At 72.1% G+C, this 20,798-nt stretch carries 15 protein-coding genes; 7 read left to right on the forward strand and 8 right to left on the reverse strand.

Annotated elements, in window-relative coordinates; all coding sequences use genetic code 11:
* The first annotated feature begins 81 nt into the window (after positions 1-81).
* On the forward strand, positions 82-1,263 hold the full coding sequence (locus tag MQV74_RS15950) for a threonine synthase (RefSeq protein ID WP_242718229.1): 1,182 nt from the start codon (positions 82-84) through the stop codon (positions 1,261-1,263).
* A gap of 86 nt (positions 1,264-1,349) precedes the next feature.
* Here MQV74_RS15950 and MQV74_RS15955 read toward each other — a convergent pair whose 3' ends face one another.
* From MQV74_RS15955 to iolC, 6 genes are all read right to left on the reverse strand, one after another.
* On the reverse strand, positions 1,350-2,747 hold the full coding sequence (locus tag MQV74_RS15955; protein WP_242718231.1) for an APC family permease: 1,398 nt from the start codon (positions 2,745-2,747) through the stop codon (positions 1,350-1,352).
* Positions 2,748-3,068: 321 nt separating this feature from the next.
* Positions 3,069-4,571, reverse strand: coding sequence for a CoA-acylating methylmalonate-semialdehyde dehydrogenase (mmsA, locus tag MQV74_RS15960; protein ID WP_242718233.1), 1,503 nt, complete (start codon positions 4,569-4,571; stop codon positions 3,069-3,071).
* Between the two features lie 13 nt (positions 4,572-4,584).
* Positions 4,585-6,462 carry a 3D-(3,5/4)-trihydroxycyclohexane-1,2-dione acylhydrolase (decyclizing) gene (gene iolD, locus MQV74_RS15965; protein ID WP_242718235.1) on the reverse strand — a complete coding sequence of 626 codons (1,878 nt, stop codon included), beginning with the start codon at positions 6,460-6,462 and terminating at the stop codon, positions 4,585-4,587.
* The gene (gene iolB, locus MQV74_RS15970) at positions 6,459-7,262 is read right to left on the reverse strand and encodes a 5-deoxy-glucuronate isomerase (protein WP_242718237.1); all 804 of its coding nucleotides are present in this window, start codon (positions 7,260-7,262) and stop codon (positions 6,459-6,461) included. The genes iolD and iolB overlap by 4 nt, the downstream gene beginning before the upstream one ends.
* A 31-nt stretch (positions 7,263-7,293) precedes the next feature.
* A complete protein-coding gene (locus tag MQV74_RS15975; RefSeq protein ID WP_441349356.1) occupies positions 7,294-8,148 on the reverse strand; it encodes a Cgl0159 family (beta/alpha)8-fold protein in 855 nt (284 codons plus the stop codon).
* 62 nt (positions 8,149-8,210) lie between these two features.
* Entirely contained in the window at positions 8,211-9,209 is a 999-nt protein-coding gene (gene iolC / locus MQV74_RS15980) for a 5-dehydro-2-deoxygluconokinase (protein ID WP_242718241.1), read from the reverse strand.
* 117 nt (positions 9,210-9,326) lie between these two features.
* Here iolC and MQV74_RS15985 point away from each other — a divergent pair, with 117 nt between their 5' ends.
* The 4 genes from MQV74_RS15985 to MQV74_RS16000 all read left to right on the forward strand — a co-directional run bounded on the left by MQV74_RS15985 (position 9,327) and on the right by MQV74_RS16000 (position 13,566).
* The gene (locus MQV74_RS15985) at positions 9,327-10,244 is read left to right on the forward strand and encodes a sugar phosphate isomerase/epimerase family protein (RefSeq protein WP_242718243.1); all 918 of its coding nucleotides are present in this window, start codon (positions 9,327-9,329) and stop codon (positions 10,242-10,244) included.
* Between the two features lie 347 nt (positions 10,245-10,591).
* A complete protein-coding gene (locus MQV74_RS15990; protein ID WP_138959819.1) occupies positions 10,592-10,792 on the forward strand; it encodes a helix-turn-helix transcriptional regulator in 201 nt (66 codons plus the stop codon).
* 157 nt (positions 10,793-10,949) lie between these two features.
* Positions 10,950-11,198 carry a heavy-metal-associated domain-containing protein gene (locus tag MQV74_RS15995; protein WP_242718245.1) on the forward strand — a complete coding sequence of 83 codons (249 nt, stop codon included), beginning with the start codon at positions 10,950-10,952 and terminating at the stop codon, positions 11,196-11,198.
* A 109-nt stretch (positions 11,199-11,307) separates the two neighbouring features.
* Positions 11,308-13,566: a heavy metal translocating P-type ATPase gene (locus tag MQV74_RS16000; RefSeq protein WP_242718247.1), complete on the forward strand. Its 2,259-nt coding sequence runs from the start codon at positions 11,308-11,310 to the stop codon at positions 13,564-13,566.
* 639 nt (positions 13,567-14,205) lie between these two features.
* Here MQV74_RS16000 and MQV74_RS16005 read toward each other — a convergent pair.
* On the reverse strand, positions 14,206-15,504 hold the full coding sequence (locus MQV74_RS16005; RefSeq protein ID WP_242718249.1) for a citrate synthase: 1,299 nt from the start codon (positions 15,502-15,504) through the stop codon (positions 14,206-14,208).
* Positions 15,505-15,724: 220 nt separating this feature from the next.
* The gene (recD2, locus tag MQV74_RS16010) at positions 15,725-17,980 is read right to left on the reverse strand and encodes an SF1B family DNA helicase RecD2 (RefSeq protein ID WP_242718251.1); all 2,256 of its coding nucleotides are present in this window, start codon (positions 17,978-17,980) and stop codon (positions 15,725-15,727) included.
* Between the two features lie 181 nt (positions 17,981-18,161).
* Between recD2 and MQV74_RS16015 the strand changes: the two genes are divergently transcribed.
* Both MQV74_RS16015 and MQV74_RS16020 read left to right on the forward strand, forming a co-directional pair.
* A complete protein-coding gene (locus MQV74_RS16015) occupies positions 18,162-19,211 on the forward strand; it encodes a LacI family DNA-binding transcriptional regulator (protein WP_242718253.1) in 1,050 nt (349 codons plus the stop codon).
* Positions 19,208-20,797 carry a sugar ABC transporter ATP-binding protein gene (locus MQV74_RS16020; protein ID WP_242718255.1) on the forward strand — a complete coding sequence of 530 codons (1,590 nt, stop codon included), beginning with the start codon at positions 19,208-19,210 and terminating at the stop codon, positions 20,795-20,797. The genes MQV74_RS16015 and MQV74_RS16020 overlap by 4 nt, the downstream gene beginning before the upstream one ends.
* Position 20,798: the final 1 nt, after the last annotated feature.

A 20,798-nucleotide genomic window follows, 5' to 3' on the forward strand; every position in this document is an offset into this window, starting at 1 on the left:
CGCCGCCCCCGTACGTCCGCCGCGGTACGGAGGCCCCCGGCGCCCCGCACCGGATGTCAGGGGCACCTACGCTGCTGACCCATGACATCCCTTGCCATCGGCCAGCGTTCGCTGGGTGACCCTGCCGTCCGCTTCCCGCTCTGGCCGCCGCTCACGGCGGGCTGCCCGGTCACGAGCACCGACGACGTCGCGTACCCGGTGGACGTCGACTACGCCTACGACCAGGTCCCCGACGGCTTCTTCGCGCCCGGAGCCGCCGCCGCGCGGCCGCGCGGGCACGAGCGCTGGGCGCCGCTCCTTCCGCCGCTGCGCGCCCCCTCCCTCGCCGAGGGCGGCACCCCGCTGCTCCCCCTGGAGGACGGCGTGTGGATCAAGGACGAGTCCCGCAACCCGACCTGGAGCCACAAGGACCGGCTCAACCGGATCACGGTGAGCGCGGCCGTCGGCGTCGGCGCCCCCGGTGTCGTCGTCGCCTCCTCCGGCAACCACGGCGCGTCGGCGGCCGCGTACGCCGCGCGGGCCGGTCTTCCGTGCGTGGTCCTCACCTCGCCGGACGCCCCGCCCGCCGTCGACGCGTTCCTGCGCGCGTACGGCGCCACCGTGCTGCACGTGCCCGCCGACGACCGGTGGCCGCTCCTGCGCCGCATCGTCGAGCGGACCGGCTACCACCCCGTCAGCAACCTCACGTCCGCCGCGCACACCGGGCACGGGTTCGGGCCCGAGGGCTACAAGACGATCGCCTACGAGATCCACGACGAACTCGGCGCCCTCCCGCGCGCGGTGTTCGTTCCGACCGGGTACGGGGAGATGCTGTTCGGCGTCTGGAAGGGGTTCGCCGAGCTGGTGCGGCTCGGGTACGGGCAGCGGATGCCGCGCCTGTACTCCTGCGAGCCCGCCGTCGGCGGGCCCCTCGCGGCCGCCGTGCGCGAGGGAGTGCCCGCCGCGCACGTCCCCGTCGGGGACACCGCCGCGTACGCCATCGACTGCCCGGTGGGCGGCTACCGTGGCGTGCTCGCGCTGCGCGAGAGCGGGGGCGCGGCGCTGCTCGTGACCGACGAGGAGCTGGTGGCCGCGCGGGCGGAGCTGGCGCGGGGCGGGGTGTGGGCGGAGGCGTCCGCGGCGGCGGGCCTCGCGGGCCTGCGGCAGCTCGGCCCGGACGTGGAGGGCCCCGTGGTCTGCGTCTCCACGTCCAGCGGCTTCAAGGACCGGGACCTCCTGGCGAAGCCGGCCGCGGAGGCCGCGGAGGACTGGCTGGAGCTGTAGCCCCCTTCCCGATTCCTGGGGGCTCCGCCCCCAGACCCCCGCTCCTCAAACGCCGGAGGGGCTGATTCTTTCGCGCCCCGCCAGGGCTACTCCGGCACCGTCACCAGCCAGCGCGTGGCCGCCCGCGGCCGCAGGTAGCAGGCCCAGTACACCGTCGCGACGGCCACGATGCCGCCGGTCCACAGGAGGTACCGCGCCTCCTGCTGGCTGAGTACGTACGCGAGGACCGCGATGAGCACCAGCGGGATCCCGGGCCACAGCGGCATCCGCCAGGCCGGGGCGGCGCCGTGGCCGCCCCGGCGGGCGAGCAGGGCCGCCACCGCGACGAGCAGGTACATGCCGGTCACGGACACGCCGGTGACGCCGTACAGGGTGTCGAGGTTCACGAAGCAGAGCGCGGCGCCGGGGACGCCGACCAGGAGGGTGGCGACCCACGGGGAGCCGAAGCGGCCGCCGAGCCGGGACAGGACCGCGTTGACGGGCTCGGGCCAGGCCTTGTCGCGCGCGGACGCGAACAGGACGCGGGAGTTCTGGATGACCATGACGATGCCGGCGTTGATGATGGCGAGGGCCACGCAGAGGCTGATGAAGGTGCCGACGCCGGAGCTGGACCAGGCGGTGACCATCCCGCCGATGTCACCGCCGGTGAGGGCGGCCAGGTCCGGCGCCCCCAGGGTGATCGCGGCGACGGGCACGAGCAGGACGACCGCCGAGATGCCGAGGGTGAGCAGCACGGTGCGGGCCACGTTGCGGCGCGGGTTCTCCATCTCCTCGGAGAGGTAGACGGCCGTGGAGAAGCCCTGTGTGACGAAGAGCGCGATGGCGAGCCCGGAGACGATCAGCATCGCGGTGACGGTCTTGGTGCCGTCTCCGGAGCCGTCGGCCACGGTGAGGTCGACGAGGCTGCCCGCGCCGCGCTCGGCGTGGGCGAAGCCGAGGACGGCCACGACGGCGGCCGCGACCACTTCGAGGACCAGGAAGATCCCGGTGATCCAGGCGTTGGCCCGCAGGTCGAGCAGGCCCGCGAGGGTGGCGAGGAGCATCACGCCCGCGCCCGCGTAGGCGGGTTCGATCTTGACCAGGGGCGCGAGGTAGTCGGCCGTGCCCATGGCGATCACGGGCGGCACGATCATCACGACGAGCAGCGAGAGCACGAACACGAGCCAGCCCGCGAGCCGTCCGGCCATCGTGGAGACCATCGCGTACTCGCCGCCCGCGCTGGGGATGAGCGTGCCGAGCTCGGAGTAGCAGAAGGCGACGCCGACGCAGAGCAGCGCGCCGATCGCGATGGTGAGGGTGGTGGCGGTGCCGAGCGAGGAGAACAGATCGGGCACGACCACGAACAGCGTGGACGCGGGCGTCACGCAGGACAGCGTGAGCAGGGTGCCGCCGACGACGCCGATGGACCGCTTCAGCTTGCGGGGAGCAGCCGGGGCCCCGGGGGCGGCCGCGGCCTGCGGCGGCGTGTGCAGCGTTTCGGTCATGCGGCGATTCCGATCGGCTCGTACCAAAGGGGGGCGGCAGAGCGTCATCGAAACCCCGCGTCAGGAAAACGTCAATGGCCGGTTACCTACGGAATCCGCAGCCCCGACGATATTCAACTGACCAATGAATCGCAGACGTTGGCGACTATAGGTGGCAATTAGCCAGACGTTCGCCTTGCTGACCTTTGATAGCAAGGTCGAACTGCATCCACGCCTTTCCCGCACCATTCATCCCCTCCGTGCGGGAACCGCAGCTGATCGGCGAAAAAAGGAACGAAGCCGTCCGCAGGGCGGACGGCTTCGTTCAGTGGGGTGGAGCTGTCAGTGATTGCGCGGGAACCCCAGGTCCACGCCCGCCGGGGCGTCCGAGGGGTCCGGCCAGCGGGTGGTGACGACCTTGCCGCGGGTGTAGAAGTGCGTGCCGTCGTTGCCGTAGATGTGGTGGTCGCCGAAGAGGGAGTCCTTCCAGCCACCGAAGGAGTGGTAGCCCACCGGCACCGGGATCGGCACGTTCACGCCGACCATGCCCGCCTCGACCTCCAGCTGGAAGCGGCGCGCGGCGCCGCCGTCCCGGGTGAAGATCGCCGTGCCGTTGCCGAACGGCGAGGCGTTGATGAGCGCCAGGCCCTCGTCGTAGGTGTCGACGCGCAGCACGCACAGGACCGGGCCGAAGATCTCGTCCCGGTACGCGTCCGCCGTGACGGGCACCCGGTCGAGCAGGGACAGGCCGATCCAGTGGCCGTCCTCGTGGCCCGCCACGGTGTAGCCGGTGCCGTCCAGGACGACCTCGCAGCCCTGCGCGGCGGCGCCCGTCACGTACGCGGCCACCTTGTCGCGGTGCGCGGCCGTGATGAGCGGGCCCATCTCGGATGCCGGGTCGTTGCCGGGCCCGATCTTGATCTTCTCGGCGCGCTCCTTGATCTTCGCGACGAGCTCGTCGCCGACCGAACCGACCGCGACGACGGCCGAGATGGCCATGCAGCGCTCGCCCGCGGAGCCGTACGCGGCCGAGACGGCGGCGTCGGCCGCCGCGTCCAGGTCGGCGTCCGGAAGCACCAGCATGTGGTTCTTGGCACCGCCGAGGGCCTGGACGCGCTTGCCGTTCGCGGAGGCCGTGGTGTGGATGTAGCGGGCGATCGGGGTCGAGCCCACGAAGGACACCGCGGCCACGTCCCGGTGCTCCAGGAGCCGGTCCACAGCCACCTTGTCGCCGTGCACCACGTTGAACACGCCGTCCGGCAGGCCCGCCTCGGCGAGCAGCTCCGCCACCCGCATCGCGGCCGACGGGTCCTTCTCGCTGGGCTTCAGGACGAAGGTGTTGCCGCACGCGATGGCGAGCGGGAACATCCACATCGGCACCATCGCCGGGAAGTTGAAGGGCGTGATGCCCGCGACGACGCCAAGCGGCTGGCGGATCGAGGAGACGTCCACGCGGCTGGCGACCTGCGTGGACAGCTCGCCCTTGAGCTGCACGTTGATGCCGCACGCCAGGTCGACGACCTCCAGGCCGCGCGCGACCTCGCCGAGCGCGTCCGAGTGCACCTTGCCGTGCTCGGCGGTGATCAGCTCGGCGATCTCGTCGCGGTGCGCGTCGAGCAGCGCACGGAACTTGAACAGGACGGTGGTGCGCTGCGCCAGCGAGGACTGGCCCCAGGTCGCGTACGCGGCCTTGGCGGCGGCCACCGCCGCGTCCACCTCGTCCACGCTCGCGAAGGCGACCCGGGTGGTCACGGCGCCGGTCGCCGGATCGGTGACCGGGCCGTACGTGCCGGAGGTCCCCTCGACGCTCTTGCCACCGATCCAGTGGTCGACGGTCTTCGTCATGCCAAGAACTCCTTCACAGATGGCGGCGCCGGGCGGACACGTGCCGGTCGTACTCCTCGCGGGCCTTGACCGCCGACGGGCGGGTCGCGATCTCGGCCACGGGCACATCCCACCACGCCTGCGCCGGGGGCGGGCCCGACACTGTGTCTGCCGTTTCCGTCTCCACGTAGACACATGTGGGGCCGTCCGCTTCGCGCGCTTCGCGCAGGGCCGCGCGCAGCTCGGCCACGGTCCTCGCCCGCGTCACGGGCAGCCCCAGCGAGGCCGCGTTGGCGGCGAGGTCCACGGGCAGCGGGCCGCCCGTGTACGTGCCGTCGGGCGCCCGGTAGCGGTAGTCGGTGCCGAAGCGCTCGCCGCCGACGGACTCCGAGAGGCCGCCGATGGAGGCGTAGCCGTGGTTCTGCAGGATGACGACCTTGATGGGGATGTCCTCCTGCACCGCCGTGACGATCTCGGTGGGCATCATCAGATACGTGCCGTCGCCGACCAGCGCCCACACGGGCCGCTCGGGCGCGGCCAGGGACACGCCGATCGCCGCCGGGATCTCGTAGCCCATGCAGGAGTAGCCGTACTCGACGTGGTATTGGCGCGGCGAGCGGGCCCGCCACAGCTTGTGCAGGTCGCCGGGGAGCGAGCCCGCCGCGTTGATGACGACGTCCTCGTCGGTGACGAGCGCGTCGAGCAGGCCGAGGACCTGGGCCTGGGTGGGGCGCGCGGCCGGGTCGTCGGCCGCGTAGGCGGCGTCGACGCGCCGCTCCCAGCGCTCCTTCCCCGCCGTGTACGCGGCCGTGTACGCGGTGTCGACGCGGTGGCCCGCGAGCGCCCGGGTCAGCGTCTCCAGGCCCGCGCGGGCGTCGGCGACCACGGTCGCGCCCGCCATCTTGTGGGCGTCGAAGGGCGCCACGTTGAGGTTCACGAAGCGCACGCCGTCCGCGGCGAAGAGCGTGCCGGACGCGGTCGTGAAGTCGGTGTAGCGGGTGCCGACGCCGATCACCAGGTCGGCGTCGCGGGCGAGTTCGTCGGCGGTGGCGGTGCCGGTGTGGCCGATGCCGCCGACGTCCGCCGGGTGGTCGTGGCGCAGGGAGCCCTTGCCCGCCTGCGTGGACGCCACCGGGATGCCGGTGGCGTCGGCGAAGGCGCGCAGGGCGTCCTCGGCCTCGCTGTGGTGCACTCCCCCGCCCGCGACGACCAGGGGCCGCGCGGCGGCGCGCACGGCCCGCGCCGCGGCCTGGACCTCGGCGGGGTCGGGGGCCTGGCGGCGCACCGGCCAGACGCGCTCGGCGAGGAACTCCGCCGGCCAGTCGAAGGCCTCCGCCTGCACGTCCTGGGGCAGCGCGAGCGTCACCGCGCCCGTGGCGACCGGGTCGGTGAGCACCCGCATCGCCTGGAGCGCGGCGGGGATCAGCGCCTCGGGCCGGGTGACGCGGTCGAAGTACGCCGACACCGGGCGCAGACAGTCGTTCACCGACACGTCACCCGCGTACGGCACTTCGAGCTGCTGGAGCACCGGGTCGGCCGGGCGGGTCGCGAAGACGTCGCCGGGCAGCAGCAGGACGGGCAGGTGGTTGATGGTCGCGAGCGCGGCGCCCGTGACGAGGTTGGTGGCGCCGGGGCCGATGGAGGTGGTGACGGCGTGGGTCGTCAGGCGCCCCGACTGCCGGGCGTGGCCGACGGCCGCGTGCACCATGGCCTGCTCGTTGCGCCCCTGGTGGAAGGGCATCTCGTCGCCGTGCTCCACCAGGGCCTGGCCGAGCCCGGCGACGTTGCCGTGGCCGAAGATGCCCCAGGTCGCGCCGATGAGGCGCCGTTGGACGCCGTCCCGCTCGGTGAACTGCCGGGCCAGGAAGCGCACCAGGGCCTGGGCGGTGGTGAGCCGGACCGTGCCGCTCATCGGTATCCCTCCGTGTGGTCAGGGTGGAAGCAGATCTTCCATTCCCGCTCGTCGCCGGGGCCCGCCATGACGTTCAGGTAGTACATGGTGTGGCCCGGCTGGGCGACGGACGGGCCGTGCCAGCCGTCGGGCACGAGGACCGCGTCGCCCGAGCGCACCTCGGCGAGCACGTCGGTGCCGCCCTCGCGGGAGGGGAAGACCCGCTGGTAGCCGAAGCCGGAGTCGCCCTCGATCTCGAAGTAGTAGATCTCCTCGAGCTCGGCCTCGACGCCGGGGCGGTGCTCGTCGTGCTTGTGCGGCGGGTACGAGGACCAGTTGCCGCCGGGCGTGATGACCTCCACGGCGATCAGCCGGTCGCACGCGAACGTGTCCGCTGCGGCGAAGTTGCGCACCTGGCGGGCACAGGTGCCGCTGCCGCGGTGCTCGACGGGGACCTCCGGCGCGGGGCCGTAGCGGGCGGGGAGTCGGCGCTCGCACTTCGCTCCTGCCAGGGCGAAGCGGCCTCCCACGCCGGAGGCGATCTGGATGCGGGTATCGCGGGGAACGTAAGCGAAGTCACTCGCTCCGCTGAACACGCTCTCCCGGCCCAGGAGTTCGATGATCTCGCCCTCCGCGTGCACCGTACAGCCGCCGGTCAGCGGGAGCACGATCCATTCACTCTCCCCGGTGGCGAAGGAGTGCAACCCGCCGGGCGGGAGTTCGACGACGCGCAAACTGGAGTACACCCAGCCCGCGCGCGCGGGATCGACGGCGAGGGCGTACGGGCCCTCGGCCGCGCTTCCCTTCGGTACGTACGTCATGCGGGTCTCCTGTCGGGTGCGTACGTCACGGCTACAGCAGCCCGACGGCGGTGTCGACCGCGCCCGCCACGTCCCCGTCCGGCGGGTACAGCAGCGTCCGCCCGGCCACCAGGCCGTACACGGTGGGCAACTGGAGCGCACCGCGCCACTTCTCGAAGGCGGTGTCCGTGTCCCCGCCGATGTCTCCCCCGAGCAGCACGGCGGGCAGCGTCGAGGTCTCCATGACGCGCGCCATGTCGTCCGGGTTCTCGGTCACGGGGACCTTCAGCCAGGTGTACGCGGACGTGCCCCCGAGGCCCGACGCGATGGCGATGGACCGGGTGACCGCTTCGGCGCTCAGGTCGTTGCGCAGACCGCCGGGCGACCTGCGGCACAGGAACGGCTCGACGAACACCGGAAGCTGACGCTCCGCCATCGCGTCGACCGCACGCGCGGTGGAGTACAGCGTGGCGAGCGACCCGGGGTCCTCGTAGTCCACGCGCAGCAGCAGCTTGCCCGCGTCGAAGCCGAGCCGCTCCAGGTCCTCGGCGCGGTGGCCGGTGAACCGGTCGTCCAGCTCGAAGGCGGCGCCCGCGAGCCCGCCCCGGTTCATGGACCCCATCACGACCTTGCCGTCGAGCGCGCCGAGCAGCAGCAGGTCGTCGAGGATGTCGGCGGTCGCGAGCACGCCGTCGACGCCGGGCCGGGACAGCGCCAGGCACAGCCGCTCCAGGAGGTCGGCCCGGTCGGCCATGGCCAGCGGGTCCTTGCCCACGCCGAGCGCGCCCCGCGCCGGGTGGTCCGCCGCGATGATCATCAACCGCCCGGAGGCCCCGACCAAAGGCCGCCGCACCCGCCGCGCCGCGGCTTCGGCGATGGCTTCGGGATGGTGGGCACGCGTCCGCACGAGCGCGGAAACATCGACGGAGGTGCCGGAGGTGCCGGAGGTGCCGGAGGTGCCGGAGCGGCTCACCGCACGGCCCCCGCTTCAAGGGCGGCCTCGACCTCGGCCTCGTACGGCATGGCCGAGGAGCACTCCAGGCGCGAAGCGACGATCGCCCCCGCCGCGTTGGCGTACCGGATCACCCGAGCGAGCTCCCACCCGGCGAGCAGCCCGTGGCAGAGCGCCCCGCCGAACGCGTCGCCCGCCCCGAGCCCGTTCACCACCGACACCGGCAGCGGCGGCACCTCCGCCACCGCCCCCGCCCGGTCCATCGCGAGCACGCCCTTCGGCCCCTGTTTGACCACGGCCAGCTCGACCCCCGCCGCGAGCAGGGCCTCGGCGGCGGCGCGCGGCTCGCGCACGCCGGTGGCGATCTCCACCTCGTCCACGTTGCCGACGGCGACGGTCGCGTGCCGCAGCGCGGCGGCGTAGTGGGGGCGCGCCGCCTCCGGGTCGCGCCAGAACATGGGCCGCCAGTCGAGGTCGAAGACGGTGGTCCCGCCGGTGCGGGCGGCGAGCGCGGCCAGGGTCGCCGCCCGGCTCGGCTCCTCGCTGAGGCCGGTGCCGGTGACCCAGAAGATCCGCGCCGCGGCGATCGCGCCGAGGTCGAGCTCGTCCGCGCGGATCTCCAGGTCGGGGGCCTTGGGCAGGCGGTAGAAGTACAGCGGGAAGTCGTCGGGCGGGAACACCTCGCAGAAGGTGACCGGCGTCGGCAGGTCCGGCACCTCGGTGACCCACCGCTCGTCGACGCCGAACGCGCGCAGCTGGCCGCGCAGGTACGCGCCGAAGGGGTCCTGTCCCGTCCGCGTGACGACGCCGACGCGCCGCCCGAGCCGGGCCGCCGCGACCGCCACGTTCGACGCCGAGCCGCCGAGGAACTTCCCGAACGTCGTGACCTGCGACAACGGCACCCCGGTCTGGAGGGGGTACAGGTCGACGCCGATCCGGCCCATCGTGATGACGTCGTACGGATCGGCGCCGGCGTCGGCGCGCGGATCCGGGTGCGGATCGGTCACCCTGCACATCCCTTCATGGTGGCTTCCCTCAGGTCTAATCCCGTCCCAGGAACCCTGTCAACATTTTGTCCTTACATTCGGACTACTGCTTGACACTGTTCTCGGCGGGCGGCGAGGCTTGCGGCCATGGCGCAGCAGACGAACATGTCAGGGATGTCCCGCATCCGGATCGGTTCGGCCCCCGACTCCTGGGGCGTGTGGTTCCCCGACGACCCCCAGCAGGTGCCGTGGAGCCGCTTCCTCGACGAGGTCGCCGCGTCGGGGTACGAGTGGATCGAGCTCGGCCCGTACGGCTATCTGCCGACCGACCCGTCCCTGCTCGCCGACGAGACGCGGCGCCGCGGCCTGAAGGTCTCGGCGGGCACCGTGTTCACCGGCCTGCACCACGGCCCGGACGTGTGGGACAGGACGTGGGAGCACGTGTCCGCCATCGCCGGCCTCACGCAGGCGATGGGCGCGCGGCACCTCGTCGTCATCCCGTCCTTCTGGCGCGACGACAAGACCGGTGACGTGCTTGAGGACTCGACGCTGACGCCGGAGCAGTGGCGCCACCTGGCGTCACAGACCGAGCGGCTCGGCCACGAGGTGCGCGAGCGCTACGGCCTGGACATCGTCGTCCACCCGCACGCGGACACCCACATCGACACCGAGGAGAACGTCGCCCGCTTCCTCGACGCCACGGACCCCGCCCTCGTCTCGCTGTGCCTGGACACCGGCCACTACGCGTACTGCGGCGGCGACAGCGTCAAGCTCATCGAGACGTACGGCGAGCGCATCGGATACCTCCACCTCAAGCAGGTGGACCCGGCGGTCCTGGCCGAAGTGCGGGCGCAGGACATGCCGTTCGGGCCCGCCGTCGCGCGCGGCGTGATGTGCGAGCCACCCGCCGGCGTGCCCGCGCTCGAACCGGTCCTCGCCGCGGCCGAGAAGCTGGGCGTCGACCTGTTCGCCATCGTCGAGCAGGACATGTACCCGTGCGCGCCGGACAAGCCGCTGCCCATCGCCCGCCGCACCCGCGCCTTCCTGCGCTCCTGCGGGGCGTGAGGCCCGCACGCTCCTGACACCCGAGGGGAGGCCGCGACCGCGCGGCCTCCCCTCAGCCGTGCCCGGGCCCCCCTCGGCGGCCGCCCCTTTACTCCCTCGACGGGTGAACGCGCCCCCAACACGCCGGGCGCCCGCGCCAGTCAAGCGCGTCACGTAGGTGACAAACACTGCACTCCCGTCACACATGTGACACGTACGCGGGTTTCCCGTCACAGCCAGTCGACAAGCACTCCTCCACAGTCACTCTCCGTCGTTCACGGGGCACAGGCTGAGTGACACCAGTGCCGCGCCCAGCTCCCCCGTCGGCCGCTCCGGTCGCCCTGGGTGCGCACAGGGAGGAGCCACTGATGACCGACCGCAGGCTCTGGTCGTACAAAGACATCGCCGCGCACATCTGCGTCCAGCCGGACACCGTGCGCTCCTACCGCAAGCACGGCCTCCTGCCCGAGCCCGACCACGTGGAGGGCGGCAAGCCGTTCTGGTACGCCGACACCATCCGCGCCTGGGTCGCGTCGCGGCCCGGCAACCGCGCGCGCAAGGGCGAGTGACCCCCGTCTTGCCCCGTCACCCCAGCCCCTCTTGGAAAATACCCCCTAGGGGTATAGTGTGAAGCGCGTCGGGAGGTTCCCTGGAGCTACCGGAGCCCCTCGCCCCGTCGACGTTCCGACAACCGCACGTCACACACGTTTCACTGAGGAGAACGACATGACCGCCAACGCCCAGACCTCGCAGCCCGGCGCCGTCACCACCGTGTACGACGTGAAGGGGATGACCTGCGGCCACTGCGAGTCCGCGGTCAACAGCGAGATCTCCGAGATCGCGGGCGTCAGCTCGGTCCAGGCGATCGCCGCCACCGGCAAGGTGACCGTGGTCTCCGCGGCCCCGCTCGACGAGGAGGCCGTCCGCGCCGCGGTCGACGAGGCCGGTTACGAGCTGACCGGCGCGACCGCCTGACCTCCCCCGCCCCGGCCCCGGGCCCCGCGCCACCACGGCGCGGGGCCCTGAGCCCGTTGCGCACCACGCGCCGTCGCCCTCGTACCCCCCACGCCGCGAAAGAGCCGTCATGAACACCTCCGAGGTCGAACTCGCCGTCGGCGGCATGACCTGCGCCTCGTGCTCGGCACGCATCGAGAAGAAGCTGAACCGCATGGAGGGCGTGACCGCGTCGGTCAACCTCGCCACGGAGAAGGCGAAGGTCAGCTACGCCGAGGGGGTCGAGGTCGCCGACCTCCTCGCCACCGTCGAGAAGCTCGGCTACTCGGCGCGCGAGATCGTCCCGCCGCGGCCCGAAGGCCCGGACGCGCCGGTGGACCCCGCCGGGCGCCCCACCACCGCCGACCTCACGGAGGCCGACCGGCTGCTGCGGCGGCTGCTGGTCTCCGCCGCCCTCGCGCTGCCGGTCGTCGTGCTCGCGATGGTCCCGGCGCTCCAGTTCACGTACTGGCAGTGGCTGTCCCTCACGCTCGCGGCGCCGGTCGTGGTGTGGGGCGGCCTGCCCTTCCACCGGGCCGCGCTCCTGAACGCCCGGCACGGCGCCGCCACCATGGACACGCTCGTGTCCCTCGGGACGCTCGCCGCCTTCGGCTGGTCGCTGTGGGCCCTGTTCCTCGGCACGGCCGGGGAGCCCGGCATGCGGCACGGCTTCGACCTGACGGTGACGCGTACCGCCGGTTCCTCGGCGATCTACCTTGAAGTCGCCGCGGGCGTCGTCACGTTCATCCTGCTCGGCCGCTATCTGGAGGCGCGCTCCAAGCGCAAAGCGGGTGCGGCGCTGCGCGCGCTGATGGAGTTGGGCGCCAAGGACGTCACCGTCCTTCGTGACGGGATTGAAAAGAACGTTCTAGTCAGTGAGTTGAAGGTCGGGGACCGGTTCCTCGTGCGGCCCGGCGAGAAGGTAGCCACCGACGGCACGGTCGTCGAGGGGGCGTCCGCCGTGGACGTGTCGATGCTGACCGGCGAGTCCGTGCCCGTCGACGTCACCGCCGGGGACACGGTGACCGGGGCCACCGTGAACAGCGGCGGCCGGCTGGTCGTCGAGGCGAGCCGCGTCGGCGCCGACACGCAGCTGGCCCGGATGGCCAAGCTCGTCGAGGACGCGCAGAACGGCAAGGCCGCCGCACAGCGCCTGGCCGACCGCATCTCCGCGGTCTTCGTGCCCGTCGTCCTCGCCCTCGCGGTGGCCACGCTGGGCTTCTGGCTCGGCAACGGCGTCGGCGCGTCCGCGGCGTTCACCGCCGCCGTGGCCGTACTGATCATCGCCTGCCCGTGCGCCCTCGGGCTCGCCACGCCCACGGCCCTGATGGTCGGCACCGGGCGCGGCGCCCAGCTCGGCATCCTCATCAAGGGCCCCGAAGTCCTGGAGTCCACCCGCCGCGTCGACACCATCGTCCTCGACAAGACCGGCACCGTCACCACCGGCAAGATGACCCTCCAGGAGGTGTACGCGGCCGAGGGCACCGGCGAGAAGGAGCTGCTGCGCCTCGCGGGCGCCCTGGAGCACGCCTCCGAGCACCCCGTGGCCCGGGCCGTGGCGGCGGGCGCCGCACGGCAGTCGGGGCTCGACGTGGCGGACCTGCCGGTGCCCGAGCGGTTCGAGAACGTGCCCGGGGCCGGGGTGCGCGGCACCGTGGACGGGCACGCGGTCCTCGTCGGCAGCGCGCGGCTGCTCGCCGGGGCCGGGGTCACGGACCTGGACGCGCTGGCCGACGCCCGCGCGCGGGCCGAGGCGGCGGGCCGCACCGTCGTGCTCGTCGCCTGGGACGGCGTCGCGCGCGGGCTGCTCGCGGTCGCCGACACCGTCAAGGACACCAGCGCCGAAGCGGTGCGCGAGCTGCGGCAACTCGGGCTCACCCCGGTCCTGTTGACCGGCGACCACCAGGCCGTGGCGGACTCGGTCGCACGGGCCGTCGACATCGACACCGTGTACGCGAACGTGCTGCCCGAGGACAAGGCGGACGTGGTGCGGCGGCTGCGCGCCGAGGGGCGGGTCGTCGCCATGGTCGGCGACGGCGTGAACGACGCCGCCGCACTCGCCACGGCGGACCTGGGTCTGGCCATGGGCACCGGCACGGACGCCGCGATCGAGGCGAGTGATCTCACTCTCGTACGCGGTGACTTGAGGGCCGCGGCGGACGCCATCCGGCTGTCCCGCAGGACCCTCGCCACCATCAAGTCCAACCTCTTCTGGGCCTTCGGCTACAACGTCGCCGCGCTGCCGCTCGCCGCCGCCGGGCTGCTCAATCCGATGATCGCCGGAGCGGCCATGGCCTGCTCATCGGTCTTCGTAGTGACGAACAGCCTCCGCTTGCGGTCTTTCACATAGACTCGCGATCCTTCACACTGTCTTCGCGGGACCCTCACGTGGGCAGGGGAATCCACATATGGGTCCTCTTGTGTGCACACAGGACATATGCAAGAGACGCAGATCACAACGTTCCGAACGTAACCATCGAGGGGGCTCGTGAGTCTAAGAGGGCGACACCAGAGGGATCTTGGGGGATCCCTCCGGTGTTCGGGGACATCTTGGGGGATGTCACCGAAGGGGGTACCCCCGGCTCCTTGAGAGCCAGGGGAGCGTTGGCCGGGGCACGTGCACCGGGGAGCTTTGAGCGGCCCCCCCGAATCCGTACGCGTCCCGGCAGATCGCAGCACCGCACCCAGACTCGGGCAGCACCTCAGACTCCCGGCCGGATCCCGTGGGGGGAATCCGCACCGGGGCAAAGGAAAGCGCCCCGACCGTCGACCCGTGGGGGGATCGACGGCGGGGCGCTTTTCGCTGGCGTGGGCGCCTCGAACCGGTTCAAAAGCCCGCGCTGACGCGCTTGTCCTCAAACGCCGGACGGGCTGGGTGGCCCCGGCCGGACAACGGCGGGCGGGTGGGAGAAATCGCCGCGACAGCGGGGACATGCGACAGCCCGCCGCGACAGGGCGGCGGGCTGTGGGTGGGGTGGAGCAGCCGGTACTACCGGGACTCCACCGGGACGAAGTCGCGGATGACCTCGCCGGTGTAGATCTGGCGCGGACGCCCGATGCGCGACCCGGGCTCCTTGATCATCTCGTGCCACTGCGCGATCCAGCCCGGAAGGCGGCCGAGCGCGAACAGGACCGTGAACATCTCGGTCGGGAAGCCCATGGCCCGGTAGATCAGACCGGTGTAGAAGTCCACGTTCGGGTAGAGGTTGCGCGAGACGAAGTAGTCGTCGGAGAGCGCGTGCTCCTCCAGCTTGAGCGCGATGTCGAGCAGCTCGTCGGACTTGCCGAGGGCCGAGAGGACATCGTGCGCCGCCGCCTTGATGATCTTGGCGCGCGGGTCGAAGGACTTGTACACCCGGTGGCCGAAGCCCATCAGGCGGACGCCGTCCTCCTTGTTCTTCACCTTGTTGATGAAGGAGTCGACGTCGCCGCCGTTGGCCTGGATGCCCTCCAGCATCTCCAGGACCGACTGGTTGGCGCCGCCGTGCAGCGGGCCCCACAGCGCGGAGATGCCCGCGGAGATCGAGGCGAACATGTTCGCCTGCGACGAGCCGACCAGGCGGACCGTCGACGTCGAACAGTTCTGCTCGTGGTCCGCGTGCAGGATGAGCAGCTTGTCGAGGGCCGAGACGACGACCGGGTCGAGCTCGTACTCCTGGGCGGGGACCGAGAAGGTCATGCGCAGGAAGTTCTCGACGTACCCGAGGTCGTTGCGCGGGTAGACGAAGGGGTGGCCGATCGACTTCTTGTACGCGTACGCCGCGATCGTCGGCAGCTTGGCGAGCAGCCGGATCGTGGAGAGGTGACGCTGCTTCTCGTCGAACGGGTTGTGGCTGTCCTGGTAGAACGTGGACAGAGCGCTGACCACGGAGGACAGCATGGCCATCGGGTGGGCGTCGCGCGGGAAGCCGTCGAAGAAGCGCTTGACGTCCTCGTGCAGCAGGGTGTGCTGGGTGATCTCGTTCTTGAACGTGGCCAGCTCGTCGACCTTCGGCAGCTCGCCGTTGATCAGCAGGTACGCCACCTCGAGGAAGGTGGAGCGCTCGGCCAGCTGCTCGATCGGGTAGCCGCGGTAGCGCAGGATGCCCTGCTCGCCGTCGAGGTAGGTGACGGCGGACTTATAGGCGGCGGTGTTGCCGTAGCCGCTGTCCAGGGTCACCAGACCGGTCTGGGCGCGGAGCTTGCCGATGTCGAAGCCCTTGTCGCCGACGGTGGACTCGATCACCGGGTAGGTGTACTCGTCATCGCCGTACCGCAGTACTACAGCCTTGTTAGCGTTCTCGCTCACGTCATCCCTCACCGACGTTGTGCCTCTTCTTCGAGGTGCCCTGACTGTCTCTACCATCCCCCATTTGGCCCTGGAGAGTGCACTCGGGGTCGACCATTGGGCCTACTAGCGGCACTCAGTGCCGCCAACCTGGTCATCCTGCCCCCTTCGTCCCCGTTCCGAAAGTGGTGTGTGACCTTTACGACTCAAATGATCGATCAACCGCGTGGGGGCGTTGACGTCAAGCCGTGTGGCGGCCCGCGAGCCGGTGGTCCAGGGCCGTGCAGCGCCTGCCCGCGGAGACCGTGCGTACGGCCTGCCCCAGAGCCTTGCGCGAACCGACGAGTACGACCAGCTTCTTGGCGCGTGTCACGGCCGTATAGAGCAGATTCCGCTGAAGCATCATCCAGGCGCCGGCGGTGACCGGGATCACCACCGCCGGATACTCGCTTCCCTGGGAGCGGTGGATCGTCACCGCGTACGCGTGGGCGAGTTCGTCGAGTTCGTCGAAGTCGTAGGAGATCTCCTCGTCCTCGTCGGTCAGGACCGTCAGGTGCTGCTCGTCCTGGTCCAGGGCGGTGACGACGCCCACCGTGCCGTTGAAGACGCCGTTGCTCCCCTTGTCGTAGTTGTTCCTGATCTGGGTGACCTTGTCCCCCACGCGGAAGACGCGGCCGCCGAAGCGCTTCTCGGCCAGGCCGGGGCGGCCGGGGGTGATGGCCTGCTGGAGCAGGCCGTTCAGCGTGCCGGCGCCCGCGGGGCCGCGGTGCATGGGGGCCAGGACCTGGACGTCCCTGCGCGGGTCGAGCCCGAACTTCGCCGGGACGCGGCGGGCCGCGACGTCGACGGTGAGACGCCCGGCCTCCTCCGTGTCCTCCTCCACGAAGAGGAAGAAGTCCGCGAGGCCCTGGGTCAGGGGCGGCTGGCCGGAGTTGATCCGGTGGGCGTTGGTGACCACGCCCGACTCCTGCGCCTGCCGGAAGATGCGGGTCAGGCGCACGGCGGGGATCGGGCTGCCGTCGCTCAGGAGGTCCCGCAGGACCTCGCCCGCGCCGACGCTCGGCAGCTGGTCGACGTCGCCGACGAACAGCAGGTGCGCGCCGGGCGGGACGGCCTTCACCAGCTTGTTGGCCAGGAGCAGGTCCAGCATGGACGCCTCGTCCACGACCACCAGGTCGGCGTCCAGGGGCCGGTCCCGGTCGTACGCGGCGTCGCCGCCCGGCTTCAGTTCGAGCAGGCGGTGGACCGTGGAGGCCTCGGCGCCGGTGAGCTCGGCCAGGCGCTTGGCGGCGCGGCCCGTGGGCGCGGCGAGCAGCACCTTGGCCTTCTTGGCGCGGGCCAGCTCCACGATGGAGCGCACGGTGAAGGACTTGCCGCAGCCGGGCCCGCCGGTGAGGACGGCGACCTTGCGGGTCAGCGCGAGCCGGACGGCCGCCTCCTGCTCGGGGGCGAGCTCGGCGCCGGTGCGCCCCGCCAGCCAGCCGAGCGCCTTGTCCCAGGCCACGTCCTGGAAGCCGGGCATCCGGTCGTCGTCGGCGCGCAGGAGGCGCAACAGCTGGGCGGACAGGGACAGTTCGGCGCGGTGGAAGGGCACCAGATAGACGGCGGTGACGTCGGGGCCGCCGTCGGGGCCCGGCACGGACTCGCGCACCACGCCCTCCTCCTCGCCCGCGAGCTCGGCGAGGCAGTCGATGACCAGGCCCGTGTCGACCTGGAGGAGCTTGACCGCGTCGGCGATGAGGCGCTCCTCGGGCAGGAAGCAGTTGCCCTGGTCGGTGGATTGCGACAGGGCGTACTGGAGGCCGGCCTTGACGCGGTCGGGGCTGTCGTGCGGGATGCCGACGGACTGGGCGATGCGGTCGGCGGTGAGGAAGCCGATGCCCCAGACGTCGGCGGCCAGGCGGTACGGCTGGTTCTTGACCACGGAGATGGAGGCGTCGCCGTACTTCTTGTAGATCCGCACGGCGATGGAGGTGGAGACGCCGACGCCCTGGAGGAAGACCATCACCTCCTTGATGGCCTTCTGCTCCTCCCAGGCATCGGCGATCTTCTTGGTGCGCTTGGGGCCGAGGCCGGGCACCTCGATGAGCCGCTTGGGCTCGTGCTCGATGACGTCCAGGGTGTCCACGCCGAAGTGGGTCGTGATCCGGTCGGCCATGACGGGGCCGATGCCCTTGATGAGGCCGGAGCCGAGATAGCGGCGGATGCCCTGGATCGTGGCGGGCAGCACCGTCGTGTAGTTCTCCACGGTGAACTGCTTGCCGTACTGCGGGTGGGAGCCCCAGCGGCCCTCCATCCGCAGCGACTCGCCGACCTGCGCGCCGAGCAGCGACCCGACGACCGTGAGCAGGTCCCCGGCGCCGCGGCCGGTGTCCACGCGCGCGACCGTGTACCCCGTCTCCTCGCTGGCGAACGTGATCCGCTCCAGGACGCCCTCCAGGACGGCCGTGCGGGGTGCGGGGACACCGGGCGAACCCTGCCGGGCAGCAGTCGACATGATCCGACGCTACCGCCGGGCACCGACAACGCGTCCGGCGATCCCCTCGTACAGGGGCGCGAGGGGCAGGCGTGGCCTGGGTCACGATCTGGTTTCGGCCAGCTGTCAAGGGGTTGTCAGCCATCGTGTAATCGTTTTCACTCCCTCGTGTAATCGATTCCACGAGGAGGTGGCATCGGCAGTGGCAAGCGTCGGCATCAAAGACGTCGCGGCCCGTGCGGGAGTCTCCGTGGCGACGGTGTCCCGGGTCCTGAACGGGCACGCGTCCGTCAGCCCGGCCGCCCGCACCCGCGTGCTCGACGCCGTGGCGGCACTCGGCTACCGGCCCAACACCCTGGCCCGGTCCCTTCGCACCGACCAGACGCGCACGCTCGGGCTCGTCATCAGCGACGTCCTGAACCCGTACTTCACCGAGCTGGCCCGCTCCGTCGAGGAGGAGGCCCGCGCGCTCGGCTACAGCATCATCTTCGGCAACGCCGACGAGCGGCCCGAGGTCCAGGACCACCACATCCGCACCCTCCTGGACCGCCGCATCGACGGCCTGCTCGTCTCCCCCGCCGACGGCGGCTCCCCGCTGGTCCTGGACGCCGCGCGCGCGGGCACCCCGATGGTGTTCGTGGACCGGTGGATCGCGGGCGCGGACGTGCCCGTCGTCCGCTCGGACGGGCGCGCCGCGGTGCGCGACCTGGTGGCCCATCTGTACGCGCTCGGCCACCGCAGGCTCGCCATCATCGCGGGCCCCGCCGCCACGACCACCGGCAGCGAGCGCGTCGAGGCCTTCCGCGAGGCGCTCGCGGAGTACGGCCTCGACCTGCCCGCCGCCTACGTCGGCCAGGGCGACTTCCAGGCGGCGAGCGGGCGGCGCGCCACCGAGCGGTTCCTGGACCTGCCGACACCGCCCGACGTGGTCTTCGCCGCGGACAACCTGATGGCGCTCGGCGCGCTCGACGCCGTCCGCGCGCGGGGCCTGCGCGTGCCGCACGACATCGCGCTCGCCGCGTTCGACGACATCCCGTGGTTCGTGCACACCGACCCGCCGATCACCGCGATCGCGCAGCCGACGGGCGAGCTCGGCCGGGCCGCCGTACGGGCGCTCGCCGACCGCATCGAGGGGCGCGTGCCGCGGTCCGTGACGCTGCCCGCGCGCCTGGTCGTCCGGCGCTCGTGCGGCGAGCCCGCCGCCCCCGAAGCCCCCACCGAGGAATCCCCTGCTGGAAGGAGCACCCCGTGAGCCACGACGGTGAGCTGCTGCGCGTCGAGGGCATCCGCAAGGCCTTCCCCGGCGTCGTGGCGCTCGACGGCGTCGACTTCGACCTGCGCGCGGGCGAGGTGCACGTGCTGCTCGGCGAGAACGGCGCGGGCAAGAGCACGCTGATCAAGATGCTGTCCGGCGCCCACCAGCCCGACGCCGGGCGCATCCTGGTGGGCGGCGATGAGGTCCGCGTGCACGGCGCGCAGGACGCCGAGCGGCTCGGGATCGCCACCATCTACCAGGAGTTCAACCTCGTCCCCGATCTGACGGTGGCCGAGAACATCTTCCTGGGCCGCCAGCCCCGCCGCTACGGCCTGATCGACCGCAAGAAGATGGAGGCCGACGCGGCCGGGCTCCTCGCGCGCGTGGGCGTCGACGTGTCCCCGCGCGCCCGCTGCCGCGAACTCGGCATCGCCCGGCTGCAGATGGTGGAGATCGCCAAGGCGCTCAGCCTGAACGCGCGCGTGCTCATCATGGACGAGCCGACCGCCGTGCTCACCTCCGGAGAGGTCGACACGCTCTTCTCCCTCGTACGGGCGCTGCGCGCGGACGGCGTCGGCGTCGTCTTCATCACGCACCACCTGGAGGAGATCGCCGCGCTCGGGGACCGCGTGAGCGTCATCCGCGACGGCCGCAGCGTCGGCCAGGTGCCCGCGAGCACCCCCGAGGACGAGCTGGTGCGCCTGATGGTGGGCCGCTCCATCGAGCAGCAGTACCCCAGGGAGCGCCCCGAGGTCGCCGAGGAGGGCGCGCCGTTGCTGCGGGTGCGCGGTCTGACCCGCGGCGGCGTCTTCCACGGCGTGGACTTCGAGGTGCGCGCGGGCGAGGTCGTGGGCGTCGCGGGCCTGGTCGGCGCGGGCCGCACCGAGGTCGCGCGGGCCGTCTTCGGCGCCGATCCGTACGACGAGGGCTCGGTGGAGGTCGCGGGCCGCCCGGTCCCCCGGCACGACGTGTACGCGGCGATGACCGCGGGCATCGGCCTGGTGCCCGAGGACCGCAAGGGCCAGGGCCTCGTCCTCGACGCCTCGGTGGCGGACAACCTGGGCCTGGTGACGCTGCGTTCGGCGACCAGGGCCGGGCTCGTGGACCGCGCCGGGCAGCGCGCGGCGGCCGAGCGGATCGCCGAGCAGCTCGGCGTGCGCATGGCGGGCCTGCACCAGCACGTGCGCACCCTGTCCGGCGGCAACCAGCAGAAGGTCGTCATCGGCAAGTGGCTGCTCGCCAAGGCGCGGGTGCTGATCCTCGACGAGCCGACGCGCGGCATCGACGTCGGCGCGAAGGTCGAGATCTACCAGCTGATCAACGAGCTCACGGCGGCCGGGCACGCCGTCCTGATGATCTCCAGCGACCTGCCGGAGGTGCTCGGCATGAGCGACCGGGTCCTGGTGATGGCCCAGGGCCGCCTGGCGGGCGAACTGGCTGCCGGGGAAGCGACGCAGGACGCCGTGATGGCCCTGGCCGTCAGCACCGCCACCGCCCTTGACCGGGCCGCCGCCGAGCGGCACGACAGCGCCCCCGCGGGGGACGACAACGACGAGAAGGGAGCCTCCCGTGGCGACCACTGAC

Source organism: Streptomyces sp. AN091965, assembly GCF_022698285.1.
Lineage (GTDB): Bacteria > Actinomycetota > Actinomycetes > Streptomycetales > Streptomycetaceae > Streptomyces.